At 72.6% G+C, this 16,232-nt stretch carries 16 protein-coding genes; 6 read left to right on the forward strand and 10 right to left on the reverse strand.

The genetic code is table 11. The features are described from left to right. Window positions 1–20: 20 nt before the first annotated feature. The 4 genes from ACZ32T_RS19385 to ACZ32T_RS19400 all read right to left on the reverse strand — a co-directional run bounded on the left by ACZ32T_RS19385 (window position 21) and on the right by ACZ32T_RS19400 (window position 3,291). On the reverse strand, window positions 21–902 hold the full coding sequence (locus ACZ32T_RS19385; protein ID WP_467367942.1) for an SDR family oxidoreductase: 882 nt from the start codon (window positions 900–902) through the stop codon (window positions 21–23). After that, a complete protein-coding gene (locus ACZ32T_RS19390) occupies window positions 899–1,252 on the reverse strand; it encodes a DUF952 domain-containing protein (protein WP_467367944.1) in 354 nt (117 codons plus the stop codon). Before ACZ32T_RS19390 ends, ACZ32T_RS19385 begins: the two co-directional genes overlap by 4 nt. Before the next feature lie 9 nt (window positions 1,253–1,261). Beyond that, window positions 1,262–2,266 carry an NAD-dependent epimerase/dehydratase family protein gene (locus ACZ32T_RS19395; protein ID WP_467266195.1) on the reverse strand — a complete coding sequence of 335 codons (1,005 nt, stop codon included), beginning with the start codon at window positions 2,264–2,266 and terminating at the stop codon, window positions 1,262–1,264. Window positions 2,267–2,337: 71 nt separating this feature from the next. Continuing rightward, window positions 2,338–3,291, reverse strand: coding sequence for a LysR family transcriptional regulator (locus ACZ32T_RS19400; protein ID WP_467266197.1), 954 nt, complete (start codon window positions 3,289–3,291; stop codon window positions 2,338–2,340). A gap of 256 nt (window positions 3,292–3,547) precedes the next feature. On the opposite strand from ACZ32T_RS19400, the gene snpA reads away from it, so the two are divergent. Further along, window positions 3,548–4,222 (forward strand): snapalysin, encoded by a 675-nt coding sequence (snpA, locus tag ACZ32T_RS19405; RefSeq protein ID WP_467266199.1) that lies wholly within the window; start codon window positions 3,548–3,550, stop codon window positions 4,220–4,222. A 66-nt stretch (window positions 4,223–4,288) separates the two neighbouring features. On the opposite strand, the gene ACZ32T_RS19410 is transcribed toward snpA, so the two are convergent. The 4 genes from ACZ32T_RS19410 to ACZ32T_RS19425 form a co-directional block, all read right to left on the reverse strand. Then, on the reverse strand, window positions 4,289–4,957 hold the full coding sequence (locus ACZ32T_RS19410; protein ID WP_467266201.1) for a DUF6304 family protein: 669 nt from the start codon (window positions 4,955–4,957) through the stop codon (window positions 4,289–4,291). Between the two features lie 78 nt (window positions 4,958–5,035). Continuing rightward, window positions 5,036–5,632 (reverse strand): GNAT family N-acetyltransferase, encoded by a 597-nt coding sequence (locus tag ACZ32T_RS19415; RefSeq protein WP_467367946.1) that lies wholly within the window; start codon window positions 5,630–5,632, stop codon window positions 5,036–5,038. Between the two features lie 93 nt (window positions 5,633–5,725). Then, a complete protein-coding gene (locus ACZ32T_RS19420; RefSeq protein WP_467266205.1) occupies window positions 5,726–6,769 on the reverse strand; it encodes a family 2 encapsulin nanocompartment cargo protein polyprenyl transferase in 1,044 nt (347 codons plus the stop codon). Window positions 6,770–6,865: 96 nt separating this feature from the next. Further along, window positions 6,866–8,269 carry a family 2B encapsulin nanocompartment shell protein gene (locus tag ACZ32T_RS19425; RefSeq protein ID WP_467266208.1) on the reverse strand — a complete coding sequence of 468 codons (1,404 nt, stop codon included), beginning with the start codon at window positions 8,267–8,269 and terminating at the stop codon, window positions 6,866–6,868. 297 nt (window positions 8,270–8,566) lie between these two features. Here ACZ32T_RS19425 and ACZ32T_RS19430 point away from each other — a divergent pair, with 297 nt between their 5' ends. Further along, complete coding sequence (locus ACZ32T_RS19430) at window positions 8,567–9,583, forward strand: questin oxidase family protein (RefSeq protein WP_467367948.1); 1,017 nt, start codon at window positions 8,567–8,569, stop codon at window positions 9,581–9,583. A gap of 42 nt (window positions 9,584–9,625) precedes the next feature. Here the strand turns inward: ACZ32T_RS19430 and ACZ32T_RS19435 are convergent, their stop codons facing one another. Beyond that, complete coding sequence (locus tag ACZ32T_RS19435; RefSeq protein WP_467367950.1) at window positions 9,626–11,053, reverse strand: FAD-binding oxidoreductase; 1,428 nt, start codon at window positions 11,051–11,053, stop codon at window positions 9,626–9,628. A 98-nt stretch (window positions 11,054–11,151) separates the two neighbouring features. Here ACZ32T_RS19435 and ACZ32T_RS19440 point away from each other — a divergent pair, with 98 nt between their 5' ends. The 4 genes from ACZ32T_RS19440 (at window position 11,152) to ACZ32T_RS19455 (ending at window position 14,586) form a co-directional block, all read left to right on the forward strand. Continuing rightward, window positions 11,152–11,604 carry an RrF2 family transcriptional regulator gene (locus ACZ32T_RS19440; RefSeq protein ID WP_467266214.1) on the forward strand — a complete coding sequence of 151 codons (453 nt, stop codon included), beginning with the start codon at window positions 11,152–11,154 and terminating at the stop codon, window positions 11,602–11,604. 131 nt (window positions 11,605–11,735) lie between these two features. After that, complete coding sequence (locus ACZ32T_RS19445) at window positions 11,736–12,932, forward strand: globin domain-containing protein (RefSeq protein ID WP_467367952.1); 1,197 nt, start codon at window positions 11,736–11,738, stop codon at window positions 12,930–12,932. A 140-nt stretch (window positions 12,933–13,072) separates the two neighbouring features. Then, complete coding sequence (locus ACZ32T_RS19450; RefSeq protein WP_467266218.1) at window positions 13,073–13,663, forward strand: N-acetylmuramoyl-L-alanine amidase; 591 nt, start codon at window positions 13,073–13,075, stop codon at window positions 13,661–13,663. Window positions 13,664–13,692: 29 nt separating this feature from the next. Then, a complete protein-coding gene (locus ACZ32T_RS19455) occupies window positions 13,693–14,586 on the forward strand; it encodes a 1-aminocyclopropane-1-carboxylate deaminase/D-cysteine desulfhydrase (RefSeq protein WP_467367954.1) in 894 nt (297 codons plus the stop codon). 16 nt (window positions 14,587–14,602) lie between these two features. On the opposite strand, the gene ACZ32T_RS19460 is transcribed toward ACZ32T_RS19455, so the two are convergent. After that, window positions 14,603–16,204: a Na+/H+ antiporter gene (locus ACZ32T_RS19460; protein ID WP_467367956.1), complete on the reverse strand. Its 1,602-nt coding sequence runs from the start codon at window positions 16,202–16,204 to the stop codon at window positions 14,603–14,605. Between the last annotated feature and the right edge of the window lie 28 nt (window positions 16,205–16,232).

A 16,232-nucleotide genomic window follows, 5' to 3' on the forward strand; every position in this document is an offset into this window, starting at 1 on the left:
CCGGCGCCGGACGGGCCGTGTCAGGAGTCCGGCAGGAGGTGGCTGCAGCTGTCCGGGTTGTCCTGGAGGTAGGCCGCCAGGCTCCGGGCGGGACGTCCCGTCAGGGTGGGGACGGCGTCCGAGACGGTCGCCAGCTCACCCGCCGCGATCGCCTCGTACGAGGTGACCCAGCCGGCCACTTCCCACTCCGGGGCCCCGTAGTGGGCGCGGGAGGCGTAGGCCTCCTCCCTGGTCTCGGCCACGTACCGGACGGCGCGGCCGGTGCTCCGGCTCAGCTCTCCGGCCGCCTCCGCCAGGGTGAACGCCTCGGGGCCCGTGAGGTCGTACGTAGCCCCGTCGTGGGTGGTCCCCTCGTCCAGCAGGACGGCTGACGCCGAGTCCGCGATGTCGTCGTGCGAGACCGCCGACACCCGCCCCTCACCGGCGGGGCCGCGCAGGACTCCGTCGGCGCCCGTCATCGCGGGGATCGCCGCGAGATACCAGCTGTCCCGCAGGAACGTGTGGCGCACGCCGGTCATCCGGATGTGCGCCTCGGTGTGCCAGTGGTCGCGGGCGAACGTGAACGTCGCGTCCGGTGCCGCGCCGAGGAACGACACGTACACGATGCGCTCGACGCCCGCGGCCAGGGCCGCGTCCACCGCGGTGGTGTGCTCCGTCACCCGGCCCGGGCTCTCGTGCGCCGAGACGAGGAACAGGGTCTGTGCGCCGTCGAGCGCGCGGCGCATCGCCTCGCCGTCGCCGTACGCGGCGGGGGGTGCGGCCACCGTGCCGGGCAGCCGGGGCAGCCGTGCGGGGTCCCGGCCGAGGAGACGCACGGGAACGCCGGTGCGGGCCAGCCGGGCGGCGACGCGCCCACCGACGGCCCCGCTCGCGCCGGTCACCGCCACGAGAGGGCTGATCATCCCGCCTCACCGTCCTCCGCCGTCAGGGGCCCGGCCCAGCGGCGCACCTCCACGACCGCGCTCGCCGGCAGCGGTCCGTAGATGTGCGGGAACTCCTCGCCGCCGGGCTCCACGGCCTCGTAGCGGACGGGCGCCGGGAGCTGGCCGGTGTCGATGACCAGGACCACCAGACCGTCGTCCTCGGAGCCGTACAACGCCCGGGCCACGGCGGGCAGCTGATGGGGCAGCGAGCAGTGGATGAATCCTTCCTCCCCCAGGGTGCGGCCCCGGGTGGACATCTCGTACGTCCCCGCTCTGCGGGCGGCCTCCCACAAGGGCTCTTCCGTGAGGTGCAGCAGCTGTTCGGTCATGGGGCCACGCTAAGGTCTGCCGGGCGCGGCCAGGAGCTTCACCTCCGTTCGCGCGTCGAGACCGACGGCGGGCCGGTCCGGCCGGTGCGGGGCTGTCCCTCCGAGCTCGCGCAGCCAGCCCCATGTGTCGGCGACGGTCTCTCCGACGGGTCTGCAGCGCAGGCCGGCGGCGTGCGCCTTGGTGGCGTCCCCCTGGTGCAGGGCGTCGTAGAGCTCTCCGGCGGGAAGCCAGACCGGCAGGTCCGTCCATGGCTCCACGCCCGCCGCGAGGAGCGCCCCGGGGTCCGTCCAGCGCAGCCGGGCGCGCGATCCGGTGACGCGGACGCAGGCGTCCAGGAGCTCGCCCATGGTCGTGTGCCCCGGATGGCTCACGGTGTTGTACGGCCCGGACAGGCCCTCCGCGGCGGCGTCCAGCAGCCACTCGGCCAGGTCACGGGCGTCGATGTACTGGAGCGCGGCGTCCGGCGGCCCCGGTGCGACGACCTCTCCGCCCCGGGCCGCCCGCGTGAGCCACCACGGCAGCCGGCCTATGTTCTCCCCGGGGCCGAGGATCAGCCCGGCCCTGGCGAGCAGCGCCCGGTCGCCGAAGGCGTCGAGCGCCGCGAGCTCCCCGCCGCGTTTGGCCAGGGCGTACGGGATGTCTCCTCCGGCGTCCGGGGACGCCCCGTCCACCAGCGGCCCGTCCTCCGTCAGCCCGGCCGGGGCCGGGTGGGCGTACACGGACCTGCTGGAGACGTAGGTGAAGTGGCGGGCCCTGTCCGACAGCAGCCGGGCGGCGTCCCGCACGGCCGAGGGGGCGCCGCTCCAGGTGTCGACCACCAGGTCCCAGGAGCCCTCGGCGAGGGCGGCGAGACCCGCCTCGCCCGTCGTCCGGTCACCTGTCAGGGCCCGGACCCCGGCCGGCGCCGCGTGGCGTCCGCGGTGGAGGACGGTGACCTCCCATCCACGGTCAAGTGCCGCGACGGTGACGGCGCGTCCCACGAATTCCGTGCCGCCCAGCATCAAGAGCTTCATGAGGTGATCCTGCCGGTCGGGGGCCCGACGAAACGGGATGTCGCTGTCGGCAGAACGGGGAACTCTCCGGCTCAGGAGGTGTGCGCGAGGGGGCTGCGGTGGCGCAGCAGCCACCGGTGGTACTCCTCGGCCCTCCGTGCCGCGTCGCGGTAGGCCGCCTCCAGCTCCTCGTACACGGCGTCGATGTCCGCGCCCGGCCGCGAGACCAGCAGCAGACGCACCGCCAGCGGGTCACCGCGCAGGGGGCGGATCGCCATGTCCTCACGGGGGCCGGAGGTCGGCTGACAGGGAGCGACCGCCTCGCCGAGCACGACGAGGGAAGCAGCGGTGAGGTAGTCGCCGTGCAGGACGGGCGGGTCGAGACCCGCGGCACCGAGGACCCGGCGCACGCCGTCCCACTCACCGTCCACCGACGGGTCGACCATCCACCGGTCGCCCGCCAGGTCGTCGAGGTCCACCACCGGCCGGCCGGCCGCGGGGTGGTCCCTGGCCAGTGAGATGAACTGCGGTTCGCGCTCCAGGAGTACGCGCTGGACCAGCCCGTCCGGGACGGCGAGCGGGCAGCCCTCCACCTCGTGCACGAAGGCCACGTCGAGCCGGCCGGCCGCCACCGCCCCCAGCAGCGCCCGGGCCGACACATCGACCCGGAGCGAGATGTCGGTGCCCGGCAGCCGCACCCGCAGTCCGCGCAGCCAGCCGCCGATGACCCGGCTCGCGGTGGATCCGATCCGCAGACCGGGGCCGCCGGCCCGCGCGGCCGCGGCCTCCGCCGTCGCGGCGCCGACCAGGGCGGACATGCCGTCCACCAGAGGACGGGCGCGGCTGAGGACGGCACGCCCCAGGAGAGTCGGCCGGCAGCCTGTCCTCCCGCGGCGGAACAGCTCCGCGCCCAAGGTCCTCTCGATCCGCTGGAGCTGGGTGGTCAACGCGGGCTGGCTGACGCCCAGACGCCGTGCGGCCTGGTGCAGGCTGCCCGTGTCGGCGATGGCGCAGAGCGCCCTGAGGTGTCTCACCTCGAGCTCCATGACGGCGAGGGTATGGCTGTTCGTACGCCGAGCACCAGATGCCCCAACCGCCACCAACCGGGCCGATTCAGGGGGTGTCGGGGCGACCGGCACGTGCTGATTCTGTGTGCTCCCTGTCCCGGGGATAGGGCGGGGCTATCGCCGGTTGACATCATCCGCCGCGGGCCCGGCTGCCCCGACACTCTTGCCGTACCCCCCACCCGTTCCCCGTCCGTCTCCGGACGGGATTCTTCGGACAGGCAGGAGAACACCCCCCATGAGACACCCCAGGACAGCCGTCATGTCGGCCGTGGCCGGTCTCGGACTCGGCCTCGCCACCGCGCTCGGCACCACTCCCGCGGTCGCCGCCACTCCCTCCACCGCGTCCACGGCCGCCGTGCCCGCGGCGCAGTCCGGCTACGCCGCGTACGCCGGTTCGAGCGAGAACGCCGCCGCGAACAAGGCGTTCTTCGACGCCGTCATGAAGTCGGTCGCCGAGAAGCGGGCCGCGAACCCCGGCGCCCAGGCGGTCACCGTGGTCTACAGCACCGCCGGTGCCCCGAGTTTCCGCAGCCAGATAGCCAGCAGCACCAGTATCTGGAACAGCTCGGTCAGCAACGTCAAGCTTCAGGAGGGCTCGAACGCCGACTTCGACTACCGCGAGGGCAACGACTCCCGGGGCTCGTACGCGAGTACGGACGGGCACGGCAGCGGTTACATCTTCCTCGACTACGCCCAGAACCAGCAGTACGACTCGACCCGGGTCACCGCTCACGAGACGGGGCACGTGCTGGGGCTTCCGGACCACTACACGGGGCCGTGCAGCGAGCTCATGTCGGGCGGCGGTCCCGGCACGTCCTGCACGAACGCGTACCCGGACGCCACGGAGCGCTCGCGGGTGAACTCCCTCTGGCAGAACGGACTCGCGGCTCTCGCCCGCGCCACGTCCTGACACCGGTCCGCCGGACACGGGGCCGTTCCGCCGGAGCGGGGCGGCCCCCACGGCTTCGCCGGCGGGTCAGGCGAGTTCGAGCGGGAAGGCGCCCCGGTGCCCGGTGCCGGCACCCTGCGCCGGACGCGGCTCGAACTCCCGGCAGCTCCATATCTCCTGCACGAACCCCGTACGCCGCTCCCAGAGGCCGGCGACCTCGTCCCCGTCCGCCACGTCGCGGTAGGCGTCCTTCGCGCCGCGGAAGCAGGCGAGCCCACCGGAGAGGCCGCGGACCGGGGCCGGGAAGTAGTCGGAGAAGGCGCAGGCTATGCACGTCTGCAGGTGCATGCCCGGCGGCAGTATCCGCTGGACCGTGGCCAGCGCGGCCGCGAAGTCGCCCTCGGCGCGGTTCGACTCGTAGACCGCGCCGTCCAGATGGAGGGCGAGATACAGATCCGGGTCAGCCCTGCGCAGGGACAACAGGCAGCCGAGCGTCGCCTGACGGACCGTCCCTGACACGAGGACAGGGAGCGGGAGGTCCCACTCCAGGACGCAGTCGTCGAGCACACCGTCCACCAGAGCGAACAGCCCCTCCGGAACCGGCACACCGGCCACGGGCCCCAGAGCGTCGAAGCTCTCGCCCTCGAAGTCCGTGCCCCGGACGCGCATACGGAGCTGCTGTCCGTCCGTGGTGAGAATGACGGCCTCGGAACCATGACGGTCCCGGTACCAGCCTGCCCACGACTCATCTGTCATGAGCAGGGACTGTAGCCCGTGCCCTGGGACCCGCCCTCCGGCACCCTCCCCTTCCGTGCTTCCGATGACGGGCCCCGGTCACCGGGCCTGCGGCTCACGCCACATGGGCCACATCGACGGACCCTGGGGCAGGTCGACCGTCCTCCCCATGAAGGTGAAGCCCAGCCGCTCGTAGAGACCGCGGCTGCGTTCGCTGCTCGCCTCCAGATAGGCAGGGGTCCCCTCCCGGTCGCACCGCTCCAGGACCCCCCTCATCAGCGCCTCACCGATCCCCTCCCCCTGGCGCTCCGGGGAGACGCCGATCATCAACAGGTACTCGTGCGCGCGGTCGTGAGGGTGGACGGCACCGGTCAGCCTCCCCACCAGCTCGGCCCGTTCGTTGTCCGGATCCGCGGTCTCCCGCATGAGCGCGGGGGTGTCGTCCTCCTCCTCCGGCGCGCCGGCCGGCACGGAGAGCCAGAGGGCCGCCGCCGTGCCGTCCTCCAGCAAGTCGACGCGGCCCCCTTCCAGCGTGACGTCGGCGAAGACCCCGAGAAACCTTCCGTGCACCGCGCTCCGGTGCTCCTCGTCGGGAAAGACCCAGCTGCTCACCGGATCGTGGTGGAACGCCTCTTCCAGGATCCGTACGACCTGATCCCTGTCCCCCTCGTCCGCCCGCCGTACTCGTACGCCCATGACCGGCCCCGCTCCCCTCGTCCCGTGGCTGATACCAACCGACTTACGGGATATTAGAGTTGGCGCTCAGCGGCGGTCACAAACGGCTTGGGATCAGTGCGTTCTTCGGGTGACGAACTCGGCCAGGGCGAGCAGGTCCCCGCCGCCGGCCGGCGCGGGCACCGCGCGGGACAGGTGGTGGACCGCTCTGGCCATCCGGTCCGCCGCGGCGGTCTGCGCCCAGTCGCGCCCGCCGGCCCGGTCCACCGCGTCGGCGGCACTCCTCACCTCTCCCGGTGTGTTCATGGCGCCCCGGTAGAGCGCGGCGAGCTCGGCAGCGGCCGGGGTGTCCGAGGTGAGCGCCGCGACCACCGGAAGGGACTTCTTGTGTGCGGTCAGGTCCGCACCGACCGGTTTGCCCGTGCGGTCGGTGTCCCCCCAGATCCCGATCAGGTCGTCGATGAGCTGGAAGGCGAGACCGGCTTCCCGGCCGAAGCCGTCCATGGCACGGACCGCCCGCTCGCCCGCCCCGGCGTAGAGAGCGCCGAGGGCGCAGGCGCAGCCGAGCAAGGCGCCCGTCTTGGCCATGGCCATGGCGAGACACTCGTCCAGCGTGACGTCGTCGGGGCCGCGGTCCTCCAGGGCGCAGTCGGCCTGCTGTCCCGCGCAGAGCTCGATGACGCAGGTGGAGAGCCGCACCGCGGCGTGCGCGGACGCCGGGTGCGGGTCGTCGGCCAGGAGTCGCAGGGCGAGGGAGAGCATGGCGTCGCCCGCGATGACGGCGTCCGGGACGCCGAAGACGGCCCAGGCCGTGGGCCGGTGCCGCCGGGTGGTGTCCTCGTCGATGACGTCGTCGTGGAGCAGGGTGAAGTTGTGCGCGAGCTCGACGGCGACCGCCGCCCGCATCGCCGCCTCCGGGTCCCCTCCCAGCGCACGGGCGGCGGCCAGGACGAGCGCCGGTCTGATGGCTTTGCCTGCCTGCCCTGAGGCGGGTGTCCCGTCGGCGTTCTGCCAGCCGAAGTGATACTTGGCGACGCGCCGGATCGCCCCGGGCAGGGTCTCGACGGCCGCCCGGAGGTGCGGGTCGACGGCGTTGCGGGTGTGCTCCAGGAGCGCGGCGGCCTTGTGCCCCTCCATCGCGGCATCCGTACTGGTCATGGTCACGGTCACTCCTTCCGGGCGCCACGGGCGCCTTGATCGCGGCCTCGGGCCTGCCGGGGCCCGGGCGGCCGCGCCGCCCGGGCCCGGGGAGCGTCACCGCCAACGGCTCACCTCCACGTTCTCCAGGACGCCGAGGGCGTCCGGCACGAGGACGGCGGCGGAGTAGTACGCGGTCACGAGGTACGAGATGATCGCCTGCTCGTCGATGCCCATGAAGCGGACCGAGAGGCTCGGTTCGATCTCGTCCGGGATGCCGCTCTGCTGGAGCCCGACGACGCCCTGGTCCGCCTCACCGGTCCTCATGCAGATGATCGATGTGGTGCGGGCGTCGGTGACCGGGATCTTGTTGCACGGGAAGATCGGCACTCCTCGCCACGCCGGCACGTGGTGGCCGCCGACCTCGACGCTCTCCGGGACCAGGCCACGCCTGTTGCACTCGCGGCCGAAGGCGGCGATGGCGCGCGGATGGGCGAGGAAGAGCTTCGATCCGCGCCGCCGCGACAGGAGCTCGTCCATGTCGTCGGGGCCGGGGGCTCCGTCGTGGGGCTGGAGACGCTGCCCGTAGTCGCAGTTGTTGAGCAGGCCGAACTCCCGGTTGTTGATGAGCTCGTGCTCCTGGCGCTCGCGCAGCGCCTCGACCGTGAGCCGCAACTGCTGCTCGGTCTGGTTCATCGGCTGGTTGTAGAGGTCGGCCACCCTGCTGTGAACCTTCAGCACGGTCTGGGCGACGCTCAGTTCGTATTCACGCGGCGCCGACTCGTAGTCGACGAAGGTGTGCGGGACGACGGTCTCCCCCACGTGCCCCGCGGACAGGTCGATCTCCGCCTCGCCGTAGCGGTTGGTCCGCTGGTGGGGGATGGCGAGCAGCCCCGCGAGGTGGTCGCGGAGCGAGTCCGCCCGGGCCGCGAGGTTGAGCACGTCCGACCGGCGCAGGGTCAGCAGCGTGCAGGCGGTCACGGCACGAGCCGTGTACTCCCAGGTGGCGTCGCCGTCGAGCAGGACGTGGTCGCCGAAGTACGCGCCGTCCGCGAGGACTCCGAGCACCGTCTCGTCGCCGTACGGCCCGGACCCGATCTTCTCGACCTTGCCGTGGGCCAGCAGGTGGACCCGGTCCGCCGACTCGCCCGACGAGACGAGCACTTCGCCGGCCGCGACGTCGCGCTGTTCGCACCTGCGCGCCAGCTCGGCCAGTACCTCCTCGTCACCGAAATCGCGCAAGGCCGGCAGCTCGCCGAGCTCGGCGGGGATGACCGTGACCCGGTCGCCCGTCTGGACGAAGGTCACCCTGCCGTCTCCGACGGAGTAGCTCAGTCGCCGGTTCACCCGGTATGTGCCGCCCTGCACCTGCACCCACGGCAGCATGCGCAGCAGCCACCGTGAGCTGATCTCCTGCATCTGCGGGGCGGACTTGGTCGTCGTCGCGAGGTTCCGCGCAGCCGCTGTGCCGAGACTCTGCTGCGGCGGCTGCGTGTCGCGAACCTCTTCACCAACGGACATCCGACATCCTCTCGATCATGGGCTGACCTGCGAGAAGAACACTTCCAGCCGGGGACACCGCGCGCTATTACACAAAAGAGTGTGACTATTCGGGCCTGGGGCGGGAACGTTGCCCACGCCCGGGCACCCGTGAACCGCCCGGGCGGCACTTCCTCAGGCGCCCGGGCGGCACTTCCTCAGGCGCGGAAAGGAATCCGGACCGGACCCCGGACCTAGGCCCATCTCCGGAAAGACCCGCCCGCCGCCTAGGACTTCCGCCCGTTACGGCGCCGCGGAGCGCGACCTAGCGTTCCCGTCATGGATACGACAGGCACCCTCGACGAAGCTCTCCAGCGGCTGCACATCTCGGGCCCCGAGCGGCTCGGGCGGCTCAGCAACCACGCGCCGATGGCCGTCGAGGCACTCTCCGCCAACGGCCGGCCGGCCGCGGTGCACCGCTGGCTCGACCTGTACGCCTCCAGGCTGGAGGAGTTCCCGGCCGGCGTGGAGCCGGTCACGGACGCAGGCTGGCGTTCCGCACTGGGCGACCCACGCCGCGCCGCCGACTGGATCGGCTACTTCGGCCGGGAACTCGCCGACCACCCCTGGCGCGAGGTGCTCTCGCTGTGGTGGCCCCGCCTCCTGCCCGGCATGTACGGCGGGGCAACGCATCCGGTGATCCGCGTTGGCCACGCCGTGCGCACCCTGCTGGCCGGCGAGGAGACCGGACCGCGTCTGACCGAACTCGCCCACGGCCTGGGTTACTGGGCGGCCCGCCACCGCCCCGTCACCGGCCTCGCCCCTTCGCCCGCCACCGGCCCCGGCAGCGCCGCCGCGGCCCTCGACGCGGTGGCGCCCGTGGACGAACGGGAGGGGGGATTCCCCGCCCGCCTCGGCCGGGTCAGGAGCCTGCCGGCCTGGGCGGCCGGGGTGACGGATCCCGCCGAGGCGCGCCGCCTGCTCACCGAACTGGTCCGGGCGGCCACCCACCGGTACGCCACCCACGGCCACGGCGAGGCGACGATGCTGGTCCACGCGGCCACGGCTCCCAACGCCGTCCTGCGGACCCTCCCCGCACTCCCCGAGGCCCTGTGGGTGCCGAGCCTCCGGGCGGCCTGGACCGCGTCCGCGGCCGTGACCGCCATGTACGCGCCGGACGCCCCGGTGGCCTACGTACCGCCGGGCCGGATCGCACCCGAGGAGGTCATGGAACGCGCCCTGGCCCACGGTGACGAGCACGTCATCAAGCTGACCGACACGGCCATGGATTTCGCCGACGAGCAGTCGCTCGCGGCGGCCCTGCGCGCCGTCGAGCTCAGCGAACCTCTGCGGTGAAGCGGCGAGGCGGCGAGGCGGCGAGGCGGTGAGGCGGGCCGTTCAGCGTGCCAGCGGTGCTCCCGACACGACGACCTTGCCCGGGTTGAGAATCCCGTACGGGTCCAGGGCCGCCTTCACCGCTCGCTGCATGGCGAGGTTGACGGGGCCCACCTCACGGTCCATGCCGCCCATCTTCAGCAGGCCCACGCCGTGTTCACCGGTAACCGTGCCGCCGAAGGAGATCGCCGCGTCGAGGATCTCCTCGAAGGCGAGCTGGGCGCGGGCCCTGGCGGCGTCGTCGCCCGGATCAGTGATGATCAGGGGGTGGAGGTTCCCGTCGCCGGCGTGAGCGATGTTGGCGATGAGGACGTCGTGTGCCCCGGCGATCTCCTCGATGCGCGCGAGCATCTGCGGCACCCGGGACCGCGGCACGACGACGTCCTCGGTGAGCACCGGACCCAGCCGCTCCAGCGCCGGGTAGGCGAGACGGCGGGCCTGGAACAGGGCGTCCGCCTCGGCCTGGTCGGTGGAGACCTCCGCCCAGGCCGCTCCGGCCGCCGCGAAACAGGCCCGTACGGCTTCGGCCTCGGCGTCGCCCGCGGCTCCCGGGGTGTCCACGCGGCCGAGCAGGATCGCGTTCGCGTCCGCCGACAGGCCCATGTTCTTCCACTCGTCGACGGCCTTCAGGCAGTGCCGGTCGAGGAGTTCGAGCGCCGACGGCACGATGCCCGCCGCCGTCACCCGGCTCACCGCGTCGCCGGCCGCGACCACCGAGTCGAAGAAGCCCGCCACCGTGCGTTCCGCCGGCCGCGCGCCGCGCAGCTTCACGGTGATCTCGGTGATGACGCCGAGGGTGCCCTCCGAGCCGACGAAGAGACCGCACAGGTCGTAGCCGGCGACTCCCTTCGCGGTCTGCCGGCCCACCCGCACGGTCTCGCCGAGGCCGTTGACCACCTCGAGTCCGAGCACGTAGTCGCGGGTCACGCCGTACTTGACGCAGCACATGCCCCCCGCGTTGGTGGCGGTGTTGCCGCCGATCGTCGACCAGGGCGAGCTCGCCGGGTCCGGCGGGTACCAGAGTCCCTCTTCGGCGCACGCGGCGCGCAGATCGTCGTTGACGACGCCCGGCTGGACGACGGCGATGCGCTCCACCGGGTCGATGCGCAGGATCCGGTTCATGTCCTCGAAGGAGAGGACGACGGCGCCGTCCACCGCGTTGGCCCCGCCCGACAGGCCCGTCCCCGCCCCGCGAGGGATCACCGGGATGCGGTGTTCGACGCAGTACGCGACGACGGCCCGCACCTCTTCGGTGTCCTGGGGCCGCACGACGGCGAGGGGCTGCCCCGCCGGCGCCCACTCCGCCTCGTCGTGCGCGTAACGGCCCAGGCTGTCCGGGTCGGTGATGACCTTGTCCGCCGGTATCCCGTCGGCTGCGTTCGGTTTCGGCACTGCCGCTGACCACCTCTCCTGCCCACGCACACCCCGCATCCGTCACGGGGCCGCACCTCCCATGATGACGCGGGCCCTCCCACGACGGACGGCCGCCCTAAGTTGCATCCGGGATGCAACTTATCTACGCTGCCGCCATGCGGCTGACGCGATTCACCGATGTGGCGCTCCGGGTCCTCATGCGCCTGACCGTCACGGCGGAGGGCGAGGACCCGCCGACCACCCGGGAGGTGGCGGCGACGATGCAGGTGCCGTACACCCACGCGGCGAAGGTCGTCGCACGCCTCCAGCACCTCGGCCTGGTCGAGGCGCGGCGCGGCCGGGGCGGAGGCCTCTCCCTCACCACCGCGGGCCGTGCGGCCTCGATCGGTGCCCTGGTGAGGCAGCTGGAAGGGCCGGGTGAAGTCGTCGAATGCGAGGGCGGCACACCGTGCCCCCTGCGTTCCGCCTGCCTGCTCCGCTCGGCACTGCGCCGGGCCGAGGAGGCGTTCTACGCCTCGCTCGACCCGCTCACGGTCGGCGATCTCGTCTCCTCCCCCACCGGCCCGCTGCTGATGGGCATCAGTCGCGGCCGCCCCGCGCCCGGCTGATCCGCGGCGCCCCCGCCCCCACGCACCCCACTGCGCGCATCAGGCGGTCACGCCGCCAAAAATACGCATCTCATATGCCAGTTAACTGGCCGGACGCCCTGCGCCCGGCCCTCACACCCAGGAGTCACCGGATGCTCTCCGAGACGTCGACCGCCACCGTCCGAGCCACACTTCCCGCCGTGGGGGCGGCCATCGGGGACATCGCGGACCTCTTCTACCGGAAACTGTTCGACGCCCACCCGGAGCTTCTCCGGGACCTCTTCAACCGGGGCAACCAGGCTTCGGGCGCACAGCGCCAGGCACTCGCCGGGTCGATCGCCGCCTTCGCCACCCAGCTCGTGGAGCACCCGGACATCCGGCCCGACGTGATGCTGAACCGCATAGCCAACAAGCACGCCTCGCTCGGCATCACCGCCCCGCAGTACGAGATCGTGCACACGCACCTCTTCGCCGCGATAGCGGAGGTGCTCGGCGACGCCGTCACCCCCGAGGTCGCCGCGGCCTGGGACGAGGTCTACTGGCTGATGGCCAACGCCCTGATCGCGATCGAGGAGCGGCTCTACGCGCAACAGGGTGTGACGGCGGGCGACGTCTGGCGCGAGTGGACGGTGGTCTCCCGCGTCGAGGACACCCCTGACGTGGCGACCTTCCGGCTCACCCCGGCCGACGGGGCACCGGCTCCCGCCTTCCGGCCGGGCCAGTACGTCTCCGTCCAGGTGGAACTCCCCGACGGAGCCCGGCAGATACGCCAGTACAGCCTCACCGGCGCACCCGGCGCCGCCCTGCGCTCCTTCTCGGTCAAGCGGGTACGGGCCGCGGACAGCCCGGAGGGAGAGGTCTCCGCACATCTGCACGCGCGACTGGGCACCGGCGACCGGCTGCGCGTCTCGGCGCCGTACGGAGACCTCGTGCTCGACAGCTCCGACGCCCCGCTGCTCCTCGCCTCGGCCGGCATCGGCTGCACGCCGATCATGTCGATGCTGGAGCACCTCGCGGAGGAGGGACACCGTTCGCCCGTCACCGTGGTGCACGGCGACCGGTCGCCGTCCGACCACGCGCTGCGTACGGACCACGAGGCGCTGACCAGGAAGCTGCCCGACGCCTCCGCCCACTTCTGGTACGAGAACCCGGAGCCCGGCCGGGCAGCCGGCCACACCGGCACCGTCGACCTGAGCGGCGTCCCGGTCGCCTCCGGCACCCGTGCCTACCTCTGTGGTCCGCTCCCCTTCATGCGCGCAGTCCGCACGCAACTCCTCGCGAAGGGAGTGCCGTCGGCGGACATCCACTACGAGGTGTTCGGCCCTGACCTCTGGCTCGCCCAGGACTGAGCACGGCTCGTCCGGGGCACTCGCGGACTGTCCGGAACGAATCGCACACGACGCGAACAGTGCTCGAACAGGTTTGCCGGAGCCTCCTGTTCCGGTAGAAGCGCTGTACGGACACGCTCCCCCGAACGAAGGAGTCGGCCATGTCCTCACCCATGTCCGCCAGCAACTTCCTCAAGGCCCTCAAGGCCGAAGGACTCACCGTCGTCCAGGTGGGCGACTGGCGTACGCACAACCGCAACCACAAGGGCCCCTGGGGGCCGGTTCACGGTGTGATGATCCACCACACCGTCACGAAGGGGACCGCCCGCACCGTCGAGATCTGCCGTGACGGCTACTCGGGACTTCCGGGCCCGCTCTGCCACGGTGTGATCGCCAAGGACGGCCGGGTCCACCTGGTCGGCTACGGCCGCGCCAACCACGCCGGGCTCGGCGACGACGACGTCCTGCGCGCCGTCATCGCCGAGAAGCGCCTGCCGTCGGACAACGAGTCCAACACCGACGGGAACCGGCACTTCTACGGCTTCGAGTGCGAAAACCTCGGCGACGGGAAGGACCCGTGGCCCGCCGCCCAGCTCGAGGCCGTCGAGAAGGCCGCGGCGGCGGTCTGCCGCTTCCACGGCTGGGACGCCCCCTCGGTCATCGGGCACCGGGAGTGGCAGCCCGGCAAGGTCGACCCGCGCGGCTTCTCGATGACGGGGATGCGCAACCGCATCCACGACCGGCTGAAGTAGGAGATCCCCGGGCGGCGGACAATGAGGGCATGACCGGCGAAGAACTCGACCTCTCCCGGCTGCAGCCGGCACTCCCCTCGCCCCTGCAGCCGGCCGAGGACGAGCGCTTCGCGCGGCACGGCGTGACGCTGCTCCTCAAGCGTGACGACCTGATCCACCCGGACCTGCCGGGCAACAAGTGGCGCAAACTGGCCCCCAATCTCCGGGCCGCCGCCGGCCGTACCGTGCTGACCTTCGGCGGCGCCTACTCGAACCACCTCCGGGCGACGGCCGCCGCCGGACGCCTGCTGGGCTTCCCCACCGTCGGCGTCGTACGGGGCGACGAGCTGGCCGACCGCCCGCTGAACCCCTCCCTCGCGCGCTGCGCGGCCGACGGCATGCGTCTGCATTTCGTGGACCGGGCGGCTTACCGCGCGAAGACCTCTCCCGACGTCCTGGAAGGCCTGCTGAGCCTCTTCGGGGAGTGCCTGGTCATCCCGGAGGGTGGCAGCAACGCGCTCGCCGCACAGGGCTGCACAGAGCTCGGCCGGGAGCTGCTCGGCCGGACCGGCACGGTGGCCGTCGCCTGCGGCACCGGCGGCACCCTCGCGGGGCTGGCCGCAGGGCTCGGCCGGGGACAGCGCGCCCTGGGCATTCCCGTCCTGCGGGGCGGCTTCCTGGGAGCGGCGGTGCGCGAGCTGCAGCGGGAGGCCTTCGGCGCCCCCACCGGGCCGTGGTCCCTGGACGAACGCTTCCACTTCGGCGGGTACGCCCGCACCACCGCGGAACTGCACGCCTTCGCCGACGACTTCGAGGACCGCCACGGCCTGCCCGTCGAACGGGTCTACGTGGCCAAACTCCTGTACGCGCTGACGGTGCTGGCCGGGGAGGGCGCCTTCGCTCCGGGCTCCACGGTCACCGCGGTCGTCACGGGACGGCCGTGAGGCGCCCGGGGCGCGATCAGGCGTCGTCCGTCTCCCGGTAGGCGGCGGCCTCCTCCAGGTCCAGCCGCCGCAGCAGCGCGCGCAGCATCTCGTCGTCGATCCGCCGCTCGTCCCTCAGGCGTACGAAGACCTCGCGCTCGGCGGCGATCATCTCCCTCGCGAGCCGCCGGTAGGTGTCGTCGGCCGACTCCCCGGTGACGGGGTTGGCCGCGCCGAGCCTCTCCCAGACCGCGTTGCGGCGGCGTTCCATGACGGCGCGCAGCCGCTGGACCAGAGGGTCGGGCAGCGCGTTGCGCGGATCGGCCAGCAGCGCCTCCAGCGACGCGTCGGCGGCCGTGGACGCCTCGCTCTGCGCCTGCGCCTCGGCCAGCGTCTCGGCCCGCTCGCTGCGCCGCGGCAGCTTCAGTACGCGTACGAGGAGGGGCAGGCTCAGCCCCTGGACGACCAGTGTCCCGATGACAGTCGTGAAGGTCAGGAAGAGCACCAGGTTCCGCGCGGGGAAGTCCTCCCCGTCGTGCGTGACCATGGGGATCGAGAAGGCGATGGCGAGCGAGACGACGCCCCGCATCCCGGCCCACCCGACGATCAGGGGCGACTTCCAGGAGAGATCCCCCTCGCGCTCCCTGATGCGTCCGGAGAGCCGGTGCGGCAGGTAGGTCGCCGGGTACACCCAGACGAAGCGCACCACGACCACGGCCACGAACACCAGGACCGCGTATCCGAAGGCCTCGGGCACGCCGTACGAGCCGAGGCCCCGGAGCACGAAGGGCAGCTGCAGCCCGATGAGCGCGAAGACCGCGGACTCCAGGACGAACGCGACCATCTTCCAGACCGCCGCCTCCTGGAGCCGCGTAGCGAAGTCGACCTGCCAGGAACGGTGCCCCAGGTAGAGCGCGACCACCACGACGGCGAGCACCCCGGAGGCGTGCACCCGCTCCGCGGCGGCGTAGGCGACGAAGGGGATCAGCAGCGACAGGGTGTTCTGGAGCAGCGCTTCCTTGAGGTGCGTACGCAGCCAGTGCAGCGGCACCATCAGCAGCAGTCCGACACCGATGCCGCCGACCGACGCCAGCGCGAACTCACCGATCCCGGCGCCCCAGCTCATGCCCTCGCCGACGGCCGCCGCGAGGGCCACCTTGAACGCGGTGATCGCGGTCGCGTCGTTCACCAGGGACTCGCCCTGGAGGATCGTGGTGACCCGGGCGGGCAGTCCCACCCTGCGCGCGATCGCCGCGGCCGTGACGGCGTCCGGCGGGGCGACCACCGCGCCGAGCACGAGCGCGGCGGTGAGCGGCAGACCCGGGACCAGGAGATGGGCCAGCCATCCCACGGCGACCGTCGCGAAGAGCACGTATCCCACGGAGAGCAGGGCGACCGGCCGCAGATTGGCCCGCAGGTCGAGGTACGAGCTGTCGACCGCCGCCGTGTACAGCAACGGCGGCAGGAGCAGCGGCAGCACGATGTGCGCGTCCAGCGTGTAGTCCGGCACTCCCGGCAGGTACGAGGCCAGCAGTCCGGCCGCGACCAGCAACAGCGGCGCGGGCACCGGTGTCCGGCGTGCGGCCCCCGCGACCGCCGCGCTTGCCGCGACCAGTGCCACCAGCGGCAATGCGTCCATCTCACTGTCCTCACATCCGACGTAACGA

Source organism: Streptomyces sp. NPDC023573, assembly GCF_055559735.1.